Consider the following 17,876-nt stretch of genomic DNA (forward strand, 5'->3'; position numbering starts at 1 on the left):
GTCTCTATCCTTTGCGGGTCATGATCACCATATGACGTTCAGCGTCTATGGTGGGAACACTCAGTGGTTTAATGGTTTCGACCGTTACCGTATCTGGTAACTGGGCCAACTCATCATCAGGGTATACGCCTTTCATAGCTAAAAAGTTACCGTTTGCGTTAGGCAATGGTAAACACCAGTTGATCATATCTTCAAGGGATGCAAAAGCACGTGACGTCACATGATCATATGCCCCTTGATGGGCATGACTTTCCACACGCTCGTTGGCAACAGTGACATTTTTTAACCCCATTTCCATTTTAACTTGGGTTAAAAAGCGCGTTTTTTTTCCGTTACTGTCGAGCAAGGTAAACTCTTTATCCGGCAAACAGATAGCAAGCACCATACCAGGCAAGCCAGGTCCTGTACCGACATCAATGATTTTTTGCCCTGTGATAAAGGGTAAAGTGGCCAAACTGTCGAGCAAATGTAGGGACACCATTTTCTCGGCATCACGAATCGCTGTCAGATTGTAGGCTTTGTTCCACTTTTGCAGCATGTTCAGATAATGAACCAGCTGCTCAAGTGTATGATCAGAAAGTGAGACGCCCATTTTATCGGCGCCCCACTTGAGGGTATCAAAATAACTCACATTCATTCCCAGAAAAGCAATCTAGTGGTCGCTGATTCTAGGCACTTTTGCGGCTTATGGCACGTTTTTTCAAATGAACTAACAGTAAAGATACTGCAGCAGGGGTTACCCCTTGAATCCGAGATGCCGCTGCGAGTGTGGCCGGACGTGCTTCTTGAAGCTTTTGTTTCACTTCATTTGAAAGCCCATCAATCTTGGTGTAATCCAAGTCTTCCGGCAATGCGGTATTCTCTTGGCGACGCATACGCTCAATATCATCCGCTTGGCGGGTAATATAACCGGCATATTTCACCGAGATTTGTACTTGCTCAGATACCTGCTCATCCACTGGGGTTTCAGGTGCATTTTTCAGATGGGCAACATCCGCATACTCCACACCTGGACGCTTTAATAGGTCCAGTAAGCTGTATTCATGGCTAATGGGCGTTTCCAATTTAGGATTAATGGCTTCAGCCTCTGGGGTATTTGGCACAATCCAAGAAGATTTCATCCGTTGCGTCTCTAACTCGATCGCTTCGCGTTTTTTACAAAATGCCGCCCAGCGCTCTTCAGAGATTAAGCCTACTTCATGACCTTTTTCTGTCAGGCGCATGTCGGCATTGTCTTCACGCAAAATTAAGCGGTATTCAGCACGGCTAGTGAACATACGGTACGGTTCTTTGGTGCCCATGGTGATCAGATCATCTACCAATACACCTAAATACGCTTCGTCACGACGTGGTGTCCAAGCTTCTTTCCCTTGAGCTTGTAACGCAGCATTCATACCAGCTAATAGGCCTTGTGCTCCCGCTTCTTCGTAACCGGTAGTGCCATTGATTTGACCTGCGAAGAATAAACCTTCCATGTGTTTGGTTTCTAAAGAGTACTTCAAATCTTGAGGATTAAAATAATCGTACTCAATCGCGTAACCAGGACGGGTAATGTGAGCGTTCTCCATCCCTTTCATTGAGCGGATTAATTCCAACTGAACATCAAAAGGCAATGAAGTCGAGACCCCATTTGGATATAACTCGTGAGTGGTTAAACCTTCAGGTTCAATGAACACCTGGTGAGAGTCCTTGTCCGCGAAACGTACGATTTTATCTTCGATGGAAGGACAGTAACGTGGACCAATACCCTCGATCACCCCTGAGTACATAGGTGAACGATCCATACCCGCACGAATGATGTCGTGGGTGCGTTCATTAGTATGGGTTATAAAGCAGTTGATCTGTTGTGGGTGCAGACCTCGATGGCCTAAATAAGACATTACCGGAGTAATATCATCACCTGGTTGCGCCTGCATTACTGAAAAATCAACAGATCGAGCGTCAATACGTGGTGGTGTACCGGTTTTCAAACGATCGATTCGAAATGGTAACTCACGTAGTTTTTGTGCCAGGCCAATAGAAGCAGGATCTCCAGCACGACCACCTGAGTAATTTTGCATACCTACGTGAATGAGACCACCCAGGAAGGTACCCGTCGTCAGTACGACTGTTTTACCACGAAATTGGATACCACTTTGGGTAATGACCCCTCGTGCAGCACCATCTTCTACAATTAGATCTTCACAAGACTGTTGGAATAACCATAGGTTTTCTTGGTTTTCTAACATCTCTCTAACCGCAGCTTTATAAAGGATACGATCAGCTTGAGCACGGGTCGCTCGAACAGCGGGACCTTTTCGACTGTTTAAAGTACGAAATTGGATGCCAGCTTTATCCGTAGCAAGCGCCATAGCGCCATCTAGCGCATCAATCTCTTTGACTAAGTGGGACTTCCCAATACCACCGATAGCCGGATTACAGGACATTTGTCCCAGCGTCTCAATATTGTGAGTCAATAAAAGGGTTTTAACACCCATGCGTGCTGCAGCGAGAGCGGCTTCGGTACCAGCATGGCCACCGCCAACCACAATCACATCAAAGCGAGTCGGGAAATCCACACAGACCTCGATAAATGAATAAAAAACGAACAGTTCATGATTTAGGGCGCCTAGTATATCGGTTAATTCTCAAATTAAAAGAGACTCCCCGCGCTTACTCCCGGTCATCATTAATAAGAATAAAGTAGTATTATATGTCTTTTTTAAAGTTAAGTTATTTATATAGGACATGAAAATCAGTGGATAAGATAAAAAAAACTATAAATTACATAGCTTTATTAGAGAAACAACTTGTTAAGGACACACGTACATCCCTGTGATGTGGATAACGTAATCCTGTTAATAAAAAGGTAAGTTATACAGAAGGGAATTTTTAAGGAAGAGTTGTTAAAACCTGTGCAAAACTTCTTATTCACTTATTACCGTTTTTGTCCACAAGCGTTTTTGTTGTCTTGGTTGTTATTAACTTAATGTTTTATAAGTAAAATATCCGTTTAATTGGGTATCCATACAGGTCTTTTTAAAAAATTTAATCCACACGATTATTTTTTATATTTTTTTAGATCGAATTTTTAGGAATCTCGCTTTTTTGTGAATAACAAAAGCCAATCCCCCGCCCTTCGCTTTTTTGTGAATAACTCAAACAGGTCGAATTTAGCTGACATTGTGGGTAGTTTTGTCGCGATGACGCTTTTTTACCAAATCCTCACTTGAAACCAGATCTGTGATTAACTATTTTTAGACGATTGGTCTAAAAGGTGTTCTGATGAGTACAACAGGATTAAAACGAGGTCGTCCTAAACAAACGGATCTGAGTTACGACGACACAAAAGAAGAGCTGATGCGGATTGGTCTGGTGGCATTAACCAGTACTGGATTTGTGGGGACTGGTTTAGAACCCATGTTGCGCCAGGCCAAAATCCCAAAAGGTTCTTTTTATCATTACTTCGAGAGTAAAGAAGCGTTTGGTTTAGCTCTTTTGAGCCGATATCGCAGCTACTTTGAAAACAAACTTGATAAACATTTGCTCAATGGTGCTGTTCCCCCATTGGCCAGATTGCAAAACTTTATGGACGACGCTCGACAAGGAATGGAAAAGTACGCCTTTGAACGAGGATGTTTGGTGGGCAACCTAGAGCAAGAAGCGCATTTTTTATCTGATGCCATGCGCTTTGCCTTGTGCCAGACATACCAAAGTTGGCAGGACAAGGTCAGCACTTGCCTATACCTTGCTCAACGCCAAGGAACATTAGCAGAAGCCGCTGATATAGAGGCACTTGCCCATGTTTTTTGGGTGGGCTGGGAAGGTGCCGTGTCCAGAGCGCGCTTATTAAAATCCAGCAGCCCCTTGCAGCAATTCGAGGCATTTTATTTAACAGGACTGCCTCGGTAATTATTTAACTATTTTTAGACGAGTGGTCTAAAAGGAGGAAACATGTTTCAAGCCATCGTTATAGATCAAGATGCAGACCGTCTTCAAAACTGCCAACTGGTCAGCCTTGATGAATCCCTGTTGCCCAAAGGAGAGGTTCAAATTGAGGTACTGTATTCCACTTTGAATTATAAAGATGCCCTTGCTATCACGGGCAAATCTCCTGTTGTTCGCTCATTTCCCATGGTGCCTGGTATCGATTTGGTGGGCAAAGTGACTCACTGTGATACGGACGACTTTTCTACTGGAGATCTTGTTTTGCTTAATGGCTTTGGTGTGGGTGAAAAGCACTGGGGGGGCTTAGCGCAAAAAGCGAGTTTAAACAGTGATTGGCTCATTCCGTTGCCGCATAAGGTGGAACCAAAGCAAGCCATGGCCGTAGGGACCGCTGGCTACACGGCTATGTTGTCGGTATTAGCGCTGGAAAAACACGGAATAAAACCCTCTGATGGTGAGATTCTTGTAACAGGGGCTAATGGCGGCGTGGGCAGCTTTGCGATTCGATTATTGAGCCGCTTAGGGTATCAGGTGGTTGCTTCCACAGGGCGTCCAGAAGAAAGTGAGTATCTGATGTCCCTTGGCGCTTGCGAAGTCATTGATCGAGGGACCTTGTCAGAGCCGAGTAAACCTTTGCAAAAAGAGCGTTGGGCTGGCGTTGTTGATTGTGTTGGCAGTCATACCTTAGTGAATGCTTGTGCCACCACTCGGTACGGTGGTGTGGTAACTGCGTGTGGTTTGGCCCAAGGGATGGACTTTCCTGCTTCGGTTGCGCCCTTTATTCTGCGCGGTGTGACATTGGTTGGCATTGATAGCGTGATGCGACCCAAAGCGGATCGTTTGGAAGCCTGGCAGCGCCTAAGTGAGTTATTACAACCGGAAGATTTCCAGCACATTGGTCACGAGATACCCCTTAACCAAGCGATTGATATGGCTCATTCCTTATTGGATGGTAAAGTGCGCGGACGTGTGATTGTCTCATTACAGGATGGTTAAAACCTAACTAAAAGGCGTAATAGAAAAACATCTATTACGCCTAATGCTCTGAACGGGAAAGCCTATTTACCGATACAGAATGAGCCGAAGATGCGTCCTAGGAGATCATCGCTGCTGAAGGCTCCTGTGATCTCGCTGAGGGCTTCCTGAGCTTCTTTTAGATCTTCTGCCAACAATTCCCCTGCTCCATAGCCGTTTAGCTGCTCAAAGCCCGCTTCAAGGAATCCACTGGCTTTGTCCAGTGCTTCCAAATGGCGGCGACGGGCGATAAAGCCCCCTTCTGTGGTGCTGTCAAAGCCCATAATGGATTTTAAGTGCTGAGTCAGGGCATCAATGCCATCAGATGTTTTTGCCGACAAGGAGATCACTGGTAAGCCATTGACCTCTTCTATGCCGACACTTTCCTTGGTCAGATCCACCTTGTTGCGGACTAGGGTCAAATGCTCACGGGATTTCAGCTGGCCCATAAATTCTGGCCAGATTTGGTTGGGATCATTGGAATCCACTGATTGGCTGTCTACCATCAATAGGATGCGATCGGCTTTATGAATTTCGTCCCAAGCCCGTTGAATACCAATACGTTCTACCTCGTCAGGGCTGTCTCGCAAACCGGCCGTATCAATAATGTGCAGTGGCATGCCATCTAGGTGGATGTGCTCCCGTAATACATCTCGAGTGGTGCCTTCAATAGAAGTTACAATGGCGGAGTCTTTGCCTGAAAGTGCATTCAATAGGCTGGATTTACCCGCATTAGGACGACCAGCTATGACCACACTCATGCCTTCCCGGAGCAAGGCCCCTTGATTGGCTTCTTTTTTAACTGCGCGAAGCTTGGAGCGAATGTCTTCTAACTGTGCTGCAACTTTGCCATCACCAATGAAGTCGATTTCTTCTTCTGGGAAGTCGATGGCCGCTTCCACGTAGATGCGCAAATGGATTAAAGCTTCGACCAATTCATCGACCCGCTTGGAAAACGCCCCTTGCAAAGAACGTAAGGCACATTTGGCCGCTTGCTCCGAAGAGGAATCGATCAAATCGGCAATGGCTTCCGCTTGGGTTAAATCCATCTTGTCGTTCAAGAATGCCCGCTCTGAGAACTCCCCTGGACGCGCCAGACGCGCCCCAAGCTTAACGCAACGGCTCAGTAGCATATCCATGATCACAGGGCCCCCATGGCCTTGTAATTCGAATACGTCTTCTCCGGTAAAGGAGTTTGGCCCTGGGAAATATAAGGCAATCCCCATATCCAGCTGCTCTCCCTCTTCATCATGGAAGGGAACATAGTGGGCATAGCGTGGTTTGGGTTCAAAGCCAATGATTTGTTTCGCGATGGCTAAGCTTTTACGTCCGGATAAGCGAATAATCCCCACGCCTCCACGGCCTGGAGCGGTGGCTTGTGCGGCAATGGTATCTTGATCAATTAGGTGCTGAAATTCGGACATAACGGCTCATTTAACGTGTTAAAGAAAGAAAGTTTAGTCTATGTCGTAAACGACAAAAAGGCCTCCCGAAGGAAGCCTTTTTACAATCCATCAAGGTCAGGGGAAGGTTAGTTTCCGCCCTTCTCAATGCTCTTAGTAATGATGTACTGCTGTACGATAGATAGGGTGTTGTTCACTACCCAGTAAAGTACAAGACCTGCAGGGAACCACAAGAAGAAGAAGGTAAATGCGATAGGCATAATCTTCATAATGCGGGCTTGCATTGGGTCTGGCGGAGTTGGGTTCAACATCTGCTGACCAAGCATACTTAGACCCATTAGGATCGGCAGTACGAAGTAAGGGTCCATGGCAGATAAGTCAGTGATCCACAACATGAATGGCGCGTGACGCAATTCAACGGATTCCATCAATACCCAGTATAGGGCTAGGAACACTGGCATCTGAACCAAGATAGGAAGACAGCCACCCAATGGGTTGATCTTCTCTTTCTTGTATAGACTCATCATGGCTTGAGACATGGCTTGACGGTCGTCACCGTGTTGCTCACGAAGACGCGCTAGCTCTGGGCCAAATTTACGCATTTTCGCCATTGAACGGTAGCTGGTCGCAGACAATTTGAAGAAAATCGCCTTCACACAGACAACGATCAAGATGATGGCTACACCCCAGTTAATCACTACAGATTGAATCGCTGTTAGCAACCAGAAAAGTGGCTTAGCCAACCACCACAACCAACCGTAGTCTACCGTTAGGTCTAGGTTTTCTGCGGTTGCTTCTAACTGGTCTTGCAGTTTAGGACCTACGTAAAAAGTGGAGCTCAAGGTGCCTTGTTGGCCCGCTGCTACTTCTACTGCTTGGCCAGTAAAACCAATTAGGTTAAAGCCATTATTTGTACGAGCTTGAATGGTTACTTTCTGACCCTGTTCAGGTACCCAAGCAGAAACGAAGTAATGTTGCAGCAAAGCAACCCAGCCTTTGGTGGTCGCCACTTTGACTGGCTCTTCTGCCATATCGTCAAAAGAGATCTTGCTGTACTTGGTTTCTTCGTTGGAGATCGCACCACCAATGAATGGCTGTAAGCCCATGTTAGTGGCAGTACTTGGGTCTTCACTGTTGTCACGTTTGATCTGGGCAAACAGGTTACCACGCCACGTTTCAGCCGACGTGTTATCGACGGTGATCAATTGACGAATGCTGTAACGACCTTTCGTGAAGCGGAAGGTTTTAGTGTACTTAACACCTTGAGCGTCGGTGTAGTACAGGTTCACATCAAGGGTGTCTTCGCCGTCAGCTAAGGTGTAAGACGTTTGTTCTGTTTGGTAAACAGGACGACCTTCGCTGTTTGCATCAGGGCCATCGCGACCAATCAAACCACTTTGAGTCACGTAGGTACGCTCGTCGCCATTGTCCAAAATGACAAAAGGCTCGTTACCTTCGTTGGTTTTCATATATTGCAGTAAGGATGCTTCGACTAGGTCACCGCCAACTGGGTTGATGGCAACATCCAATGTGTCTGTTTTCACATGGATTAGCTGACCTGCAGCAACGGGCGTCGCTTGGTCTGGAATCTCACTGTTTGCCGCAGAGGCAGGTGTATTCGCTGTGCTTGGAAGATCGGAGTTTGCATCGGCCACAACGTTTTCGCTTGGCGTTGCTACCGTTTGGTTAGTTGCTGCGTTGCCGTAGTCTTGGTTCCACTGTAGGAACAGTAGGTAGCCACTGACAAACAGAGCTCCCCATAAAAAGTAACGTCTGAAATCCATGGTATTCAACTAGTTTGTTTGGTTGGACAATGGGGTGAAAGCACCCTTTTGAAAATCACGCCGTATTAAACCAGCCTTTAGCCGATTTTTCAGCCTATTTCTTAGAAGAGTTGCGTTGTTTTTGCTCAGAATGTGGTTTTTGAGCCTTCTTCGCTAATTGTTTCCAGGCTTTTTCTAACCGCTTATGTAAATCAGCATTGTCTACGTCACGAATTCCTTGGCGTGCTAAGAAGATGATTTCTAGGCCATCGAGCAGCTCTTGGTGGTGACGAAAGGAGTCTCTGACCACGCGTTTGATGCGATTACGACCCACAGCACGTTTGTCTGTTTTCTTAGACACAATCAACCCTAATTTTGCGGGATGTGATTGTTTTCGAGCCAGTAGGAGGAATTCGCCAGCGAAGACTTTGGAGGAGGTGTCATTAAAGACGGATTGATAATCCCCGGCATTCAGGAGTCTGACCTGCCGGGGAAAACAATAGCTTGCCATCAACGTATTAAGCAGACAGTTGCTTACGACCGCGAGCACGGCGAGCAGCCAATACTTTACGACCGTTTTTAGTTGCAGAGCGAGCACGGAAACCGTGTGCGCGTTTACGCTTTAGTACGCTTGGTTGGAAAGTTCTTTTCATTTCTATATCTCACTGAATCAGTGTGTACATGTGAGGGTTAGCGTTCGCCAAGCCTCCTGACTCCGTTCACGAAATCAGGGCGCGAATTCTAGAGGGTTTGCAAAGCTAATTCAATCTATCTAGCGGGCTTTTCTGTGAAAAAATTAACCACAAAACCATTCAACCTATTATACACAAGGTTACCACTACTCTGTGAATAAAAAATCCAAGAACCTAAAAGGTTTATCCACATTACTTATGCTTACATAGAATAACTATTTTATTAACAATAGCTTAGATGGATATTTTTTTGTGCATAAATGGATTTTTAAGGGCTTGTTAATATGTTGATAAAGTGTTGTTTTATTCACAAACCTAACCATTAATTCACTGCTGTTAATAACTTCAACTGTTATTAACAAATTTAAAAATAGTAAATCCTAACGTGAGAATGTAATTTTTTGTGGATAACTCAAATTCAGCACGTTAGAATCCCCTTCTTATTTATTCTTCACCATTCTTCGGAAATTGATCAGGGAGAGCGTCTATCGTGTCTTTGCAGTACTGGGAGCACTGTCTTGCAAGGTTGCAAGAGGAGTTTTCCACATCGCAATTCAATACTTGGATTCGTCCGCTCAAAGCTGAAATCGAGACTAACGGGGATCTGTGCCTTTATGCACCTAACCGTTTTGTGCTGGATTGGGTAAGCAATAAATACCAAGCACGAATCAGAGAGCTGTTGTCTGAATTCGCGGGTGATGAGCCAGCGCCGAACTTATTGTTTGGGGTTCGCCAAGCGGGGTTTACTAAACCAACCCCTCCGCCGCCAGCGCCAGCCCCTAAATCTCCTGAGCCTGCTTCTGTGCTGACGGCTGCAGAGCCAAGTTTTGAGTCGGGCTATTCACCAGGCTTTAGCCTAATGGATGATGACACCCGTGATGGGCCGGAGATTGAATTTGAAGCGCCTTTAAGTTTATCCGATAGCCCTGCTCGCATTGAGCCGGAGCCTTATGAGCAAGGCCAACTGCCTTTGAATCCACCGAATCGTAAAGTGGAAGTCGAAGGGGGGATTAATCACGGTGCCAATCTGAATAACTCCTTTACCTTTGAAAACTTCGTTGAAGGTAAGTCGAACCAGCTGGCCCATGCGGCAGCTCAACAAGTGGCTGAAAACCCTGGTGGCGCTTACAACCCATTATTTATTTATGGTGGTGTAGGCCTTGGTAAAACCCACTTAATGCAAGCCGTGGGCACTGAGCTGATGCGCCACAATCCCAATGCGAAAGTCGTGTACTTGCACTCCGAGCGCTTTGTGGCGGACATGGTTAAAGCCTTACAATTGAACGCTATCAATGACTTCAAACGTTATTACCGTTCGGTAGATGCTCTATTGATCGATGATATCCAGTTCTTTGCAGGCAAAGACCGTACCCAAGAAGAGTTTTTCCATACGTTTAATGCCTTGTTAGAAGGCGGTCAGCAGATGATCCTAACCTGTGACCGCTATCCAAAAGAGATTCAAGGTCTAGAGGACCGTTTGAAATCTCGCTTTGGTTGGGGCTTAACGGTGGCCATTGAGCCGCCAGAGCTGGAAACCCGAGTGGCAATCTTGATGCGTAAAGCAGAAGAAAGCGGTGTGAAATTGTCCTATGATTCTGCGTTTTTCATTGCCCAGAAAATCCGCTCTAATGTGCGTGAGCTAGAAGGTGCTTTGAAACGTGTTATCGCCAACTCTCATTTTACCGGGCGTGCTATTACACCTGATTTTGTCCGTGAGTCATTAAAAGACCTTTTGGCCTTGCAGGATAAGTTGGTGAACATTGATAATATTCAGCGAATCGTTGCTGAGTATTACAAAATTAAGATCAGTGACTTGTTATCTAAGCGTCGTAGTCGCTCAGTGGCTCGTCCTCGTCAGGTGGCCATGTCTTTGGCGAAAGAGCTGACCAACCACAGCTTGCCAGAAATCGGCGAAGCCTTTGGTGGTCGAGATCATACGACAGCCTTGCACGCGATTCGCAAGATTAAAGAGTTACAGGATACCGACTCGGATATCCGTGAAGATTACAAACAATTGATGCGCATTCTGACCACCTAATTGGTCTAAGACTTTGAATTAACGAGGAAAAGAATGAAATTTTCAGTCGTCCGCGAAACGCTATTAAAACCACTTCAGTTGGTGGCTGGCGTTGTAGAGCGTAAACAAACGATGCCTGTACTGGCGAACGTTTTGGTAGAAGTAAAGGACCAAACTTTGACATTGACTGGTTCTGACCTCGAAGTTGAACTCGTGGGTCAAGTCCCGTTAGATGAGTGCCAAGAAGGTCGCATCACCATTCCTGCACGTAAGTTGATGGACATCTGTAAGAGTCTGCCAGACAGTGCTGTGATTGAGTTTTCCCTTGATGAGCAAAAAGCCCTAATACGCTCTGGTCGTTCACGCTTTACTCTATCGACCTTACCAGCAGAAGAGTTCCCCAATATCCAAGACATGAAAGGTGACTTGGTGGTGAACATTCCTCAGGTGAGCGTGCGCAAACTGATCGATCGTACTGGCTTCGCCATGGCGAACCAAGATGTACGTTACTACTTAAACGGTATGCTGTTTGAAGTGGCTGACGGCCAGCTGCGTGTTGTGGCAACCGACGGTCACCGTCTTGCTACCGCCATTGAAGACGCTCAGGTGTCCGGCGACCTGACTCAAGTGATCGTACCTCGTAAAGGGGTATTGGAATTAAACCGCTTATTGAACGACAGTGATGAGCTGGTTGAATTGACCATTGGCGCTAACCACATTCGTGCGAAAGTAGCGGATTACACTTTCACTTCTAAGCTTGTTGACGGTAAGTTCCCAGATTATCACCGAGTAATCCCCCGTAATAACGAGAAGTTAGTGACGGCGGACCGTTTGGAGCTACGTCAAGTGTTCTTGCGTGCATCCATTCTTTCCAATGAAAAATACCGTGGCGTGCGTTTGATCTTGTCTAACGGCATGTTGCAAGTGTTTGCCAACAACCCAGAGCAAGAAGAAGCGGAAGAATCCGTTTTGGTTCAATACCAAGGTGACAACCTAGAAGTTGGTTTCAACGTGGGTTACCTATTGGACGTACTGGGCGTGGTGGACTCCCAAGAAGTGCGCATCTCCTTAAACGATGCCAACAGCAGCGCATTGATCGAAGAAGGCCAAGGCCACGCTTCTCAATACGTTGTCATGCCAATGCGTCTGTAATAGACATCTGGGCGCCTGTAACAGGCGCCCTATTCTTATTTAGGCCCCGATCTATATGCCGTTGGTCCGCCTCGACATTTCCCGTCTGCGTAATCTCAGTACTGTACGTTTTGATCCGTCACCACAGGTCAATATCATTGTGGGCGAAAACGGCAGTGGCAAAACCTCTGTTTTAGAAGCCATTCACTTACTGTCCTTTGGTCGCTCTTTTCGCAGTCATAAGCACAAAACCTACATTCAGCACGAGCAGGAGGAATGCGTCATCTTCGCTCATCTTGCTCAGGATAGCTTACGGGTACCAATGGGGATCAAGCGTGGTCGTGATGGTGCCGTGGAAGTTCGAATACAAGGGCGTGCCGCCCTGTCTGTGGTGGAGCTTGCAGAGCGTTTGCCGGTACAGCTGATCAACCCTGATGCATTCCGTCTGCTGGAAGGCTCACCTAAGATTCGACGTCAGTTTGTAGACTGGGGCGTGTTCCATTTTGATGATCGTTTTATAAATGCCTGGCGAGACTGGCAAAAAGCATTAAAACAGCGGAATAGCTTGCTCAGACGTGGTAAAATATCTGCCAATTTACTAGCTGCGTTTGATCAGGAGCTGATTCGTTTAGGGGAGCACGTCAATATGGCACGAAAAGCCTATGTGACGGCGTTAACGCCCCATTTTGAGTCGGTTTTGCAGCAGTTGGCGTCAGGACTCAGTGTGCAGCTTCAATTTTTCCAGGGTTGGGATGCACAAAAATCACTGAGTGAAGCAATTGAGCACAGTTATCAGCGAGACATTGATGTTGGTTACACGAATACCGGCCCCCAGCGTGCCGACCTTCGTGTCAAAACCCCTACTGGGGATGCCTTAGATACCTTGTCTCGCGGGCAGCAAAAGCTGGTGGTGTCTGCGCTTAAGATTGCCCAAGGCCAATTATTGATTGAACGAGGCCGTCAGTTAGTGTTCTTGGTGGACGATTTGCCTGCCGAGCTGGACACGAATCATAGACGTAAGCTGTGCCAGTTGCTGGAATCACTGGACAGCCAAATATTTATAACCAGCGTCGGACCAGACAGTATGGATTTTAGTTGGTCTGATCAGACAGACGTTCGTCATTTCTCCATGAATCAAGGCGAATTGTCCCAAGCGAGCAAAGGTTTGCAGGAGAGTTAAATGAGTGAAAATAATTACGATTCGTCCAGTATCAAGGTGCTCAAAGGGCTAGACGCGGTACGTAAGCGTCCCGGTATGTATATCGGTGATACAGATGATGGTACAGGCCTTCACCACATGGTGTTTGAGGTGGTTGATAACTCCATCGACGAAGCGTTGGCAGGACACTGTGACACCATCAAGGTCATCATTCATCCAGACGAATCCATTTCCGTGTCGGACAATGGTCGTGGTATCCCTGTGGAAATGCACCCTGAAGAAGGGGTATCTGCCGCAGAAGTGATCATGACGGTACTACACGCTGGTGGTAAGTTTGACGATAACTCCTACAAGGTATCCGGTGGTTTGCACGGTGTTGGTGTATCGGTTGTAAACGCTCTGTCTGAAACCGTGACCTTGACCATTCGTAAGAATGGTAAAATCTATGAGCAAAGCTATGCCCATGGTGTGCCACAAGCGCCTTTGGCTGTGGTAGGCGAATCAGATGGTGCAGGGACTACGGTACACTTCAAACCTTCTGCTGAGACCTTTTCGAATATTCTGTTTGTCTACGACATTCTAGCGAAACGTCTGCGTGAGCTGTCATTCCTAAACTCCGGTGTGGCGATCCATCTAAAAGATGAGCGTTCTGGTAAAGAAGAATTCTTTAACTACGAAGGCGGTTTGAAATCCTTCGTAGAGCATTTGAACACCAATAAAACCCCGATCAACGATATCTTCCATTTCATCTGTCAGCGTGATGACCTAGATGATGGGATTGCGGTGGAAGTGGCGCTGCAGTGGAACGAAGGCTTCCAAGAAAACATTTACTGTTACACCAACAACATTCCACAGCGTGACGGCGGTACCCACTTAGCAGGTTTCCGTGGTGCTTTGACACGTACTTTGAACAACTTTATCGAGTCTGAAGGCCTTGCGAAGAAGCAAAAAGTGGCCACCACAGGTGATGACTCCCGTGAAGGCTTGACCGCTATCGTATCGGTAAAAGTACCGGATCCTAAGTTCTCCTCGCAGACCAAAGATAAGCTGGTTTCTTCCGAAGTGAAGACTGCCGTTGAGCAAGAAATGGCGAAGCGCTTCTCTGAGTACCTACTCGAGAAACCAAACGAAGCCAAAATCATCGTCAACAAGATGCTGGATGCGGCCCGTGCCCGTGAAGCGGCCCGTCGTGCTCGTGATATGACACGCCGTAAAGGTGCTCTAGACATCGCTGGTTTGCCAGGTAAATTGGCAGACTGTCAGGAGAAAGACCCAGCGCTTTCAGAAATCTACCTAGTGGAGGGTGACTCTGCAGGTGGTTCTGCAAAACAAGGTCGTGACCGTCGTACCCAAGCGATCCTACCGCTGAAAGGTAAGATCCTGAACGTTGAGAAAGCCCGTTTCGACAAAATGCTGTCTTCTGCTGAAGTTGGCACCTTGATCACAGCTCTAGGCTGTGGCATCGGCCGTGACGAGTTCAACGCTGATAAGCTTCGTTACCACAGCATCGTTATCATGACCGATGCGGACGTAGACGGTTCCCACATTCGTACTCTGCTTTTGACCTTCTTCTTCCGTCAAATGCCAGAAATCATCGAACGTGGTCACATCTTTATCGCCCAACCACCGCTGTTCAAAATCAAACGCGGTAAGCAAGAGCAATACATTAAAGATGAGCCAGCACTGGAGCAGCACCTAATTGAAGTTGCTCTGGATGGCGCTGCGTTTTATGCCAACGAAGACGTTCCTGGTATCCAAGGTGAAGGCCTGTCTAAGCTTGTGCGTGACTACATTCGTATCGAAGAAGACATCGATCGTATGTCCCGTGTGTATCCAAAAGATGTGATGAACAAGCTACTGTACTGCAAACAGCTGACTACTGAGCAATTAGCTGATGAAGCTGCCGTGTCTGCTTGGGTCGAAGCTTTGAGCGGTCAAATGCCTGTGGATGTACGTACTGGCTTCCGTTTTGACTTCGGCGTAGAGAAAGACGCAGAGCGTAATGTATTCCTACCTGTGGTCGACATCATGTCCCACGGTGTGAGTACCCGTTACCGCTTTGAGTCTTCATTCTTCACATCACCTGAGTACTTGCGCATTGTGGCCATGTCTGAGGTGGTTCATGAATTGTTTGACGAACACTCTTTCATCCAACGTGGTGAGCGTAAAGAGCCAGTGTCGACCATTGATGGTATGAAAGCTTGGTTGATGAAAGAAGCGTCCCGCGGCATGACGATCCAGCGATACAAGGGATTGGGTGAGATGAACCCTGAGCAACTTTGGGAAACCACGATGGACCCAGATGCTCGCCGTATGTTGCGCGTGACCATTGATGATGCGGTGGCAGCGGATCAGATGTTTACCACCTTGATGGGTGACGAAGTAGAACCACGTCGTAACTTTATCCAAGACAATGCCTTGTCTGTGGCGAACTTGGACGTTTAATTAGAGTTCCTGAGCTAACATAGGTCTTCAAAAAGGGCTTAACGACAGTTAAGCCCTTTTTTATGGGCCTTGGCTTTTGCCAACCTAGGACAATTGGCGCATTCCACCCCTGTTTTACAGCGAAACACTAAACAGCAGCTTTTACGCTGGTATGGGGAGTCATCCTGTAGCACCCATTCAGCATTTTTAGGAAGTGAGACACCTATGGCATCACACCATCGTTTGCCTTCTTGATAGAGCCATTGAGAGGGCTGATCTGGCGCCAGAGTGGGCGCGAAGCGCTCGAGGGTGGTCAGTATTTGGTCGGCGAGCAGTGCGTTTAACAGGGGACGTCTAGCGAAGGTATGTTGCTCCAAACTTTGGGCATAGTGCTCAAATAATGCATCCAGTTGAAGAGATAATGCTTCAATAGCAGCATGGGTCGTCGGGTATGTCTGCCAAATGGTGTTGTTTGGTAATTGGTAGCCAAGGGTGAAGTTACCCTGCTGTCGCTGAACTAATTGGCGCAAGGTGTTGGGGATGGCTTTCACCTGATAAACACTAAATACCGCAATATAAAGGGGCTGCCAAAGTAGTAATCCCCACGCCCGTGTTCGCCAATATGGCATCCCAGCTTCCGGAGCTTGAGCTTCAATAGCCTCTAATAGACGCACGCAGCCAGCGTCGTCTTGATGCGGTCGGATCAAGGCATCATCTTCTATCTGATCTCGTTGGCAAAATGCCTCTACAATAGTGCTTGTGTAGTTGGTAAGTACTTGCGTTGTTTGGTTCAAAATTGGCCTACAGGGCGTAAAAAATGTCTTGGATAACCTGTATTTAATAGCAATGATTATCATTAAATATTAATTTGCCTGCAATAGGGAGACGCCAAATTCCTTTTTCACTTATTGACCGTTAATAAAAAAACCCCATGGCTGGATGCTATGGGGCTTTTGAAACGCTTATAAAGCTAAGATTAAAGAAGCGCTAGCTTTAGGGTATCTTGAATTGGTGTGGTTGGACGACCAATCAGTTTGGACAAGGTGTGACTGTCGTCGAATAAGCCACCTTTTGATGCTCCCACGTCTGAGTCTGCAAGAATTGCCGCAAAGCCCTCAGGCAAGCCAACGCTGACTAATACTTTTGCATACTCTGCTTCCGGTAGATCTTGGTAAACCACCTCTTTACCGCTGATTTGAGCGATGTAAGCGGCATAGTCTGCCAAAGTGAAGGCTTCATCCCCTGCTAGCTCATAAACCTTGCCAGCTTGCTCTTCAGAAGTGATGGCGATTGCCGCTGCGTCCGCATAATCAGCACGGGTCGCTGTGGCGTATTTGCCTTCCCTCGCACTCCCTAGTACGGCCCCGTGCTCCACAGCCATACCCGCTGACATGGTGTAGTTTTCTGAATACCAGCCATTGCGTAGTAAGACATGGGGGATGCCTGAAGCGCTAAGGGCCGCTTCTGTTTGTTTGTGTTCTTCTGCCAAGGCAAGTGGAGATGTGTCCGCATGCAGAATACTGGTGTACGCCAACAACTCTACGTTAGCGGCTTTGGCGGCATTGATCACATTTTGATGTTGTACCGCTCGTTGTCCCACTTCACTGGAAGACACCAGCACAACACGTTTAACCCCTTCCATAGCTGCGCTTAAAGAAGCGGTATCTGTGTAGTCTGCTTTACGAACTTGCACACCTAGGTCTTTTAGATTGGTGGCTTTTTCTGGGCTGCGTACCGCCGCTACTATGCTGTCAGCTGCTACGCCACGGGCAAGCAGACTAGAAACGATCAATTGGCCAAGCTGTCCTGAAGCACCTGTTACTAAGATCATAATGTTCTCCTTCAACTGGATAAGTTTGATTGGTAAGAAAGTAAAACCTAGGTTAGACTATAAACTTACTTTTAGTAAGTACGTACAAAAAGGTAAGTATGAAAAAAATTGAACCCATTACAAACTTCGACGCAACATTTGACCGTGGCGATGTGTTTTCAGATCAGTGCCCTTCCCGTGAAGTGCTTCGTCATGTGACGGGGCGTTGGGGAATGTTGGTGTTTTTTGCCTTACGTGATGGTGAGTCCCACCGTTTCAGCGAGTTGCGTCGCACCATTAAAGGTGTCAGTGAGAAAATGCTTGCCCAAACCTTGCAGCAGCTTGAGGGAGACGGCTTTATTAATCGCGTGGTTTTTCCTGTAGTGCCGCCCCATGTGGAATATCAATTAACCCCGTTAGGGGTAGAGTTTGCTGAGCGTGTCATTGATCTGATCGGTTGGCTTGAAGACAACCTAGTGACGATTATGGATCAGCGCCAACAAGCTTAATAGGCGCTAAAAGAGTATCGATATCGA

15 protein-coding genes are annotated in these 17,876 nt (G+C 46.9%); 7 read left to right on the top strand and 8 right to left on the bottom strand.

All coding sequences use genetic code 11. The annotated features are described in order from the left end of the window. Positions 1-4: 4 nt before the first annotated feature. Positions 5-631, bottom strand: coding sequence for a 16S rRNA (guanine(527)-N(7))-methyltransferase RsmG (rsmG, locus tag ACFQ45_RS06145; RefSeq protein WP_377366116.1), 627 nt, complete (start codon positions 629-631; stop codon positions 5-7). Between the two features lie 37 nt (positions 632-668). Continuing rightward, on the bottom strand, positions 669-2,558 hold the full coding sequence (gene mnmG / locus ACFQ45_RS06150; RefSeq protein WP_377366117.1) for a tRNA uridine-5-carboxymethylaminomethyl(34) synthesis enzyme MnmG: 1,890 nt from the start codon (positions 2,556-2,558) through the stop codon (positions 669-671). A gap of 706 nt (positions 2,559-3,264) precedes the next feature. Between mnmG and acuR the strand changes: the two genes are divergently transcribed. Both acuR and acuI read left to right on the top strand, forming a co-directional pair. Then, positions 3,265-3,891 (top strand): acrylate utilization transcriptional regulator AcuR, encoded by a 627-nt coding sequence (gene acuR, locus ACFQ45_RS06155; RefSeq protein ID WP_377366118.1) that lies wholly within the window; start codon positions 3,265-3,267, stop codon positions 3,889-3,891. 42 nt (positions 3,892-3,933) lie between these two features. Further along, the gene (gene acuI / locus ACFQ45_RS06160; protein WP_377366119.1) at positions 3,934-4,923 is read left to right on the top strand and encodes an acrylyl-CoA reductase (NADPH); all 990 of its coding nucleotides are present in this window, start codon (positions 3,934-3,936) and stop codon (positions 4,921-4,923) included. Positions 4,924-4,985: 62 nt separating this feature from the next. On the opposite strand, the gene mnmE is transcribed toward acuI, so the two are convergent. The 4 genes from mnmE to rpmH form a co-directional block, all read right to left on the bottom strand. Beyond that, complete coding sequence (gene mnmE / locus ACFQ45_RS06165) at positions 4,986-6,365, bottom strand: tRNA uridine-5-carboxymethylaminomethyl(34) synthesis GTPase MnmE (RefSeq protein WP_377366120.1); 1,380 nt, start codon at positions 6,363-6,365, stop codon at positions 4,986-4,988. A 107-nt stretch (positions 6,366-6,472) separates the two neighbouring features. Beyond that, the gene (gene yidC / locus ACFQ45_RS06170) at positions 6,473-8,128 is read right to left on the bottom strand and encodes a membrane protein insertase YidC (RefSeq protein WP_377366121.1); all 1,656 of its coding nucleotides are present in this window, start codon (positions 8,126-8,128) and stop codon (positions 6,473-6,475) included. A 94-nt stretch (positions 8,129-8,222) separates the two neighbouring features. Beyond that, entirely contained in the window at positions 8,223-8,618 is a 396-nt protein-coding gene (gene rnpA, locus ACFQ45_RS06175) for a ribonuclease P protein component (RefSeq protein WP_377366122.1), read from the bottom strand. Positions 8,619-8,625: 7 nt separating this feature from the next. Then, a complete protein-coding gene (rpmH, locus tag ACFQ45_RS06180; RefSeq protein ID WP_452600449.1) occupies positions 8,626-8,766 on the bottom strand; it encodes a 50S ribosomal protein L34 in 141 nt (46 codons plus the stop codon). Positions 8,767-9,295: 529 nt separating this feature from the next. On the opposite strand from rpmH, the gene dnaA reads away from it, so the two are divergent. From dnaA to gyrB, 4 genes are read left to right on the top strand one after another with little or no spacing between them, the layout of a single operon-like run. Further along, positions 9,296-10,837, top strand: a complete 1,542-nt coding sequence (gene dnaA / locus ACFQ45_RS06185) for a chromosomal replication initiator protein DnaA (protein WP_377366477.1) — start codon at positions 9,296-9,298, stop codon at positions 10,835-10,837. 33 nt (positions 10,838-10,870) lie between these two features. Beyond that, complete coding sequence (gene dnaN / locus ACFQ45_RS06190; RefSeq protein WP_377366123.1) at positions 10,871-11,968, top strand: DNA polymerase III subunit beta; 1,098 nt, start codon at positions 10,871-10,873, stop codon at positions 11,966-11,968. Positions 11,969-12,023: 55 nt separating this feature from the next. Further along, complete coding sequence (gene recF / locus ACFQ45_RS06195; RefSeq protein WP_377366124.1) at positions 12,024-13,127, top strand: DNA replication/repair protein RecF; 1,104 nt, start codon at positions 12,024-12,026, stop codon at positions 13,125-13,127. After that, on the top strand, positions 13,128-15,551 hold the full coding sequence (gene gyrB, locus ACFQ45_RS06200; protein WP_377366125.1) for a DNA topoisomerase (ATP-hydrolyzing) subunit B: 2,424 nt from the start codon (positions 13,128-13,130) through the stop codon (positions 15,549-15,551). A 38-nt stretch (positions 15,552-15,589) separates the two neighbouring features. Here the strand turns inward: gyrB and ACFQ45_RS06205 are convergent, their stop codons facing one another. Beyond that, positions 15,590-16,324, bottom strand: a complete 735-nt coding sequence (locus ACFQ45_RS06205) for a siderophore ferric iron reductase (protein ID WP_377366126.1) — start codon at positions 16,322-16,324, stop codon at positions 15,590-15,592. Positions 16,325-16,506: 182 nt separating this feature from the next. After that, a complete protein-coding gene (locus ACFQ45_RS06210; protein WP_377366127.1) occupies positions 16,507-17,361 on the bottom strand; it encodes an SDR family oxidoreductase in 855 nt (284 codons plus the stop codon). A gap of 98 nt (positions 17,362-17,459) precedes the next feature. Between ACFQ45_RS06210 and ACFQ45_RS06215 the strand changes: the two genes are divergently transcribed. Beyond that, the gene (locus ACFQ45_RS06215) at positions 17,460-17,849 is read left to right on the top strand and encodes a winged helix-turn-helix transcriptional regulator (RefSeq protein WP_377366128.1); all 390 of its coding nucleotides are present in this window, start codon (positions 17,460-17,462) and stop codon (positions 17,847-17,849) included. Positions 17,850-17,876 lie beyond the last annotated feature (27 nt).

The sequence above is a fragment of the Rhodanobacter aciditrophus genome (genome assembly GCF_042679525.1).
GTDB classification, from domain to species: Bacteria; Pseudomonadota; Gammaproteobacteria; order Pseudomonadales; family Marinomonadaceae; genus Marinomonas; species Marinomonas aciditrophus.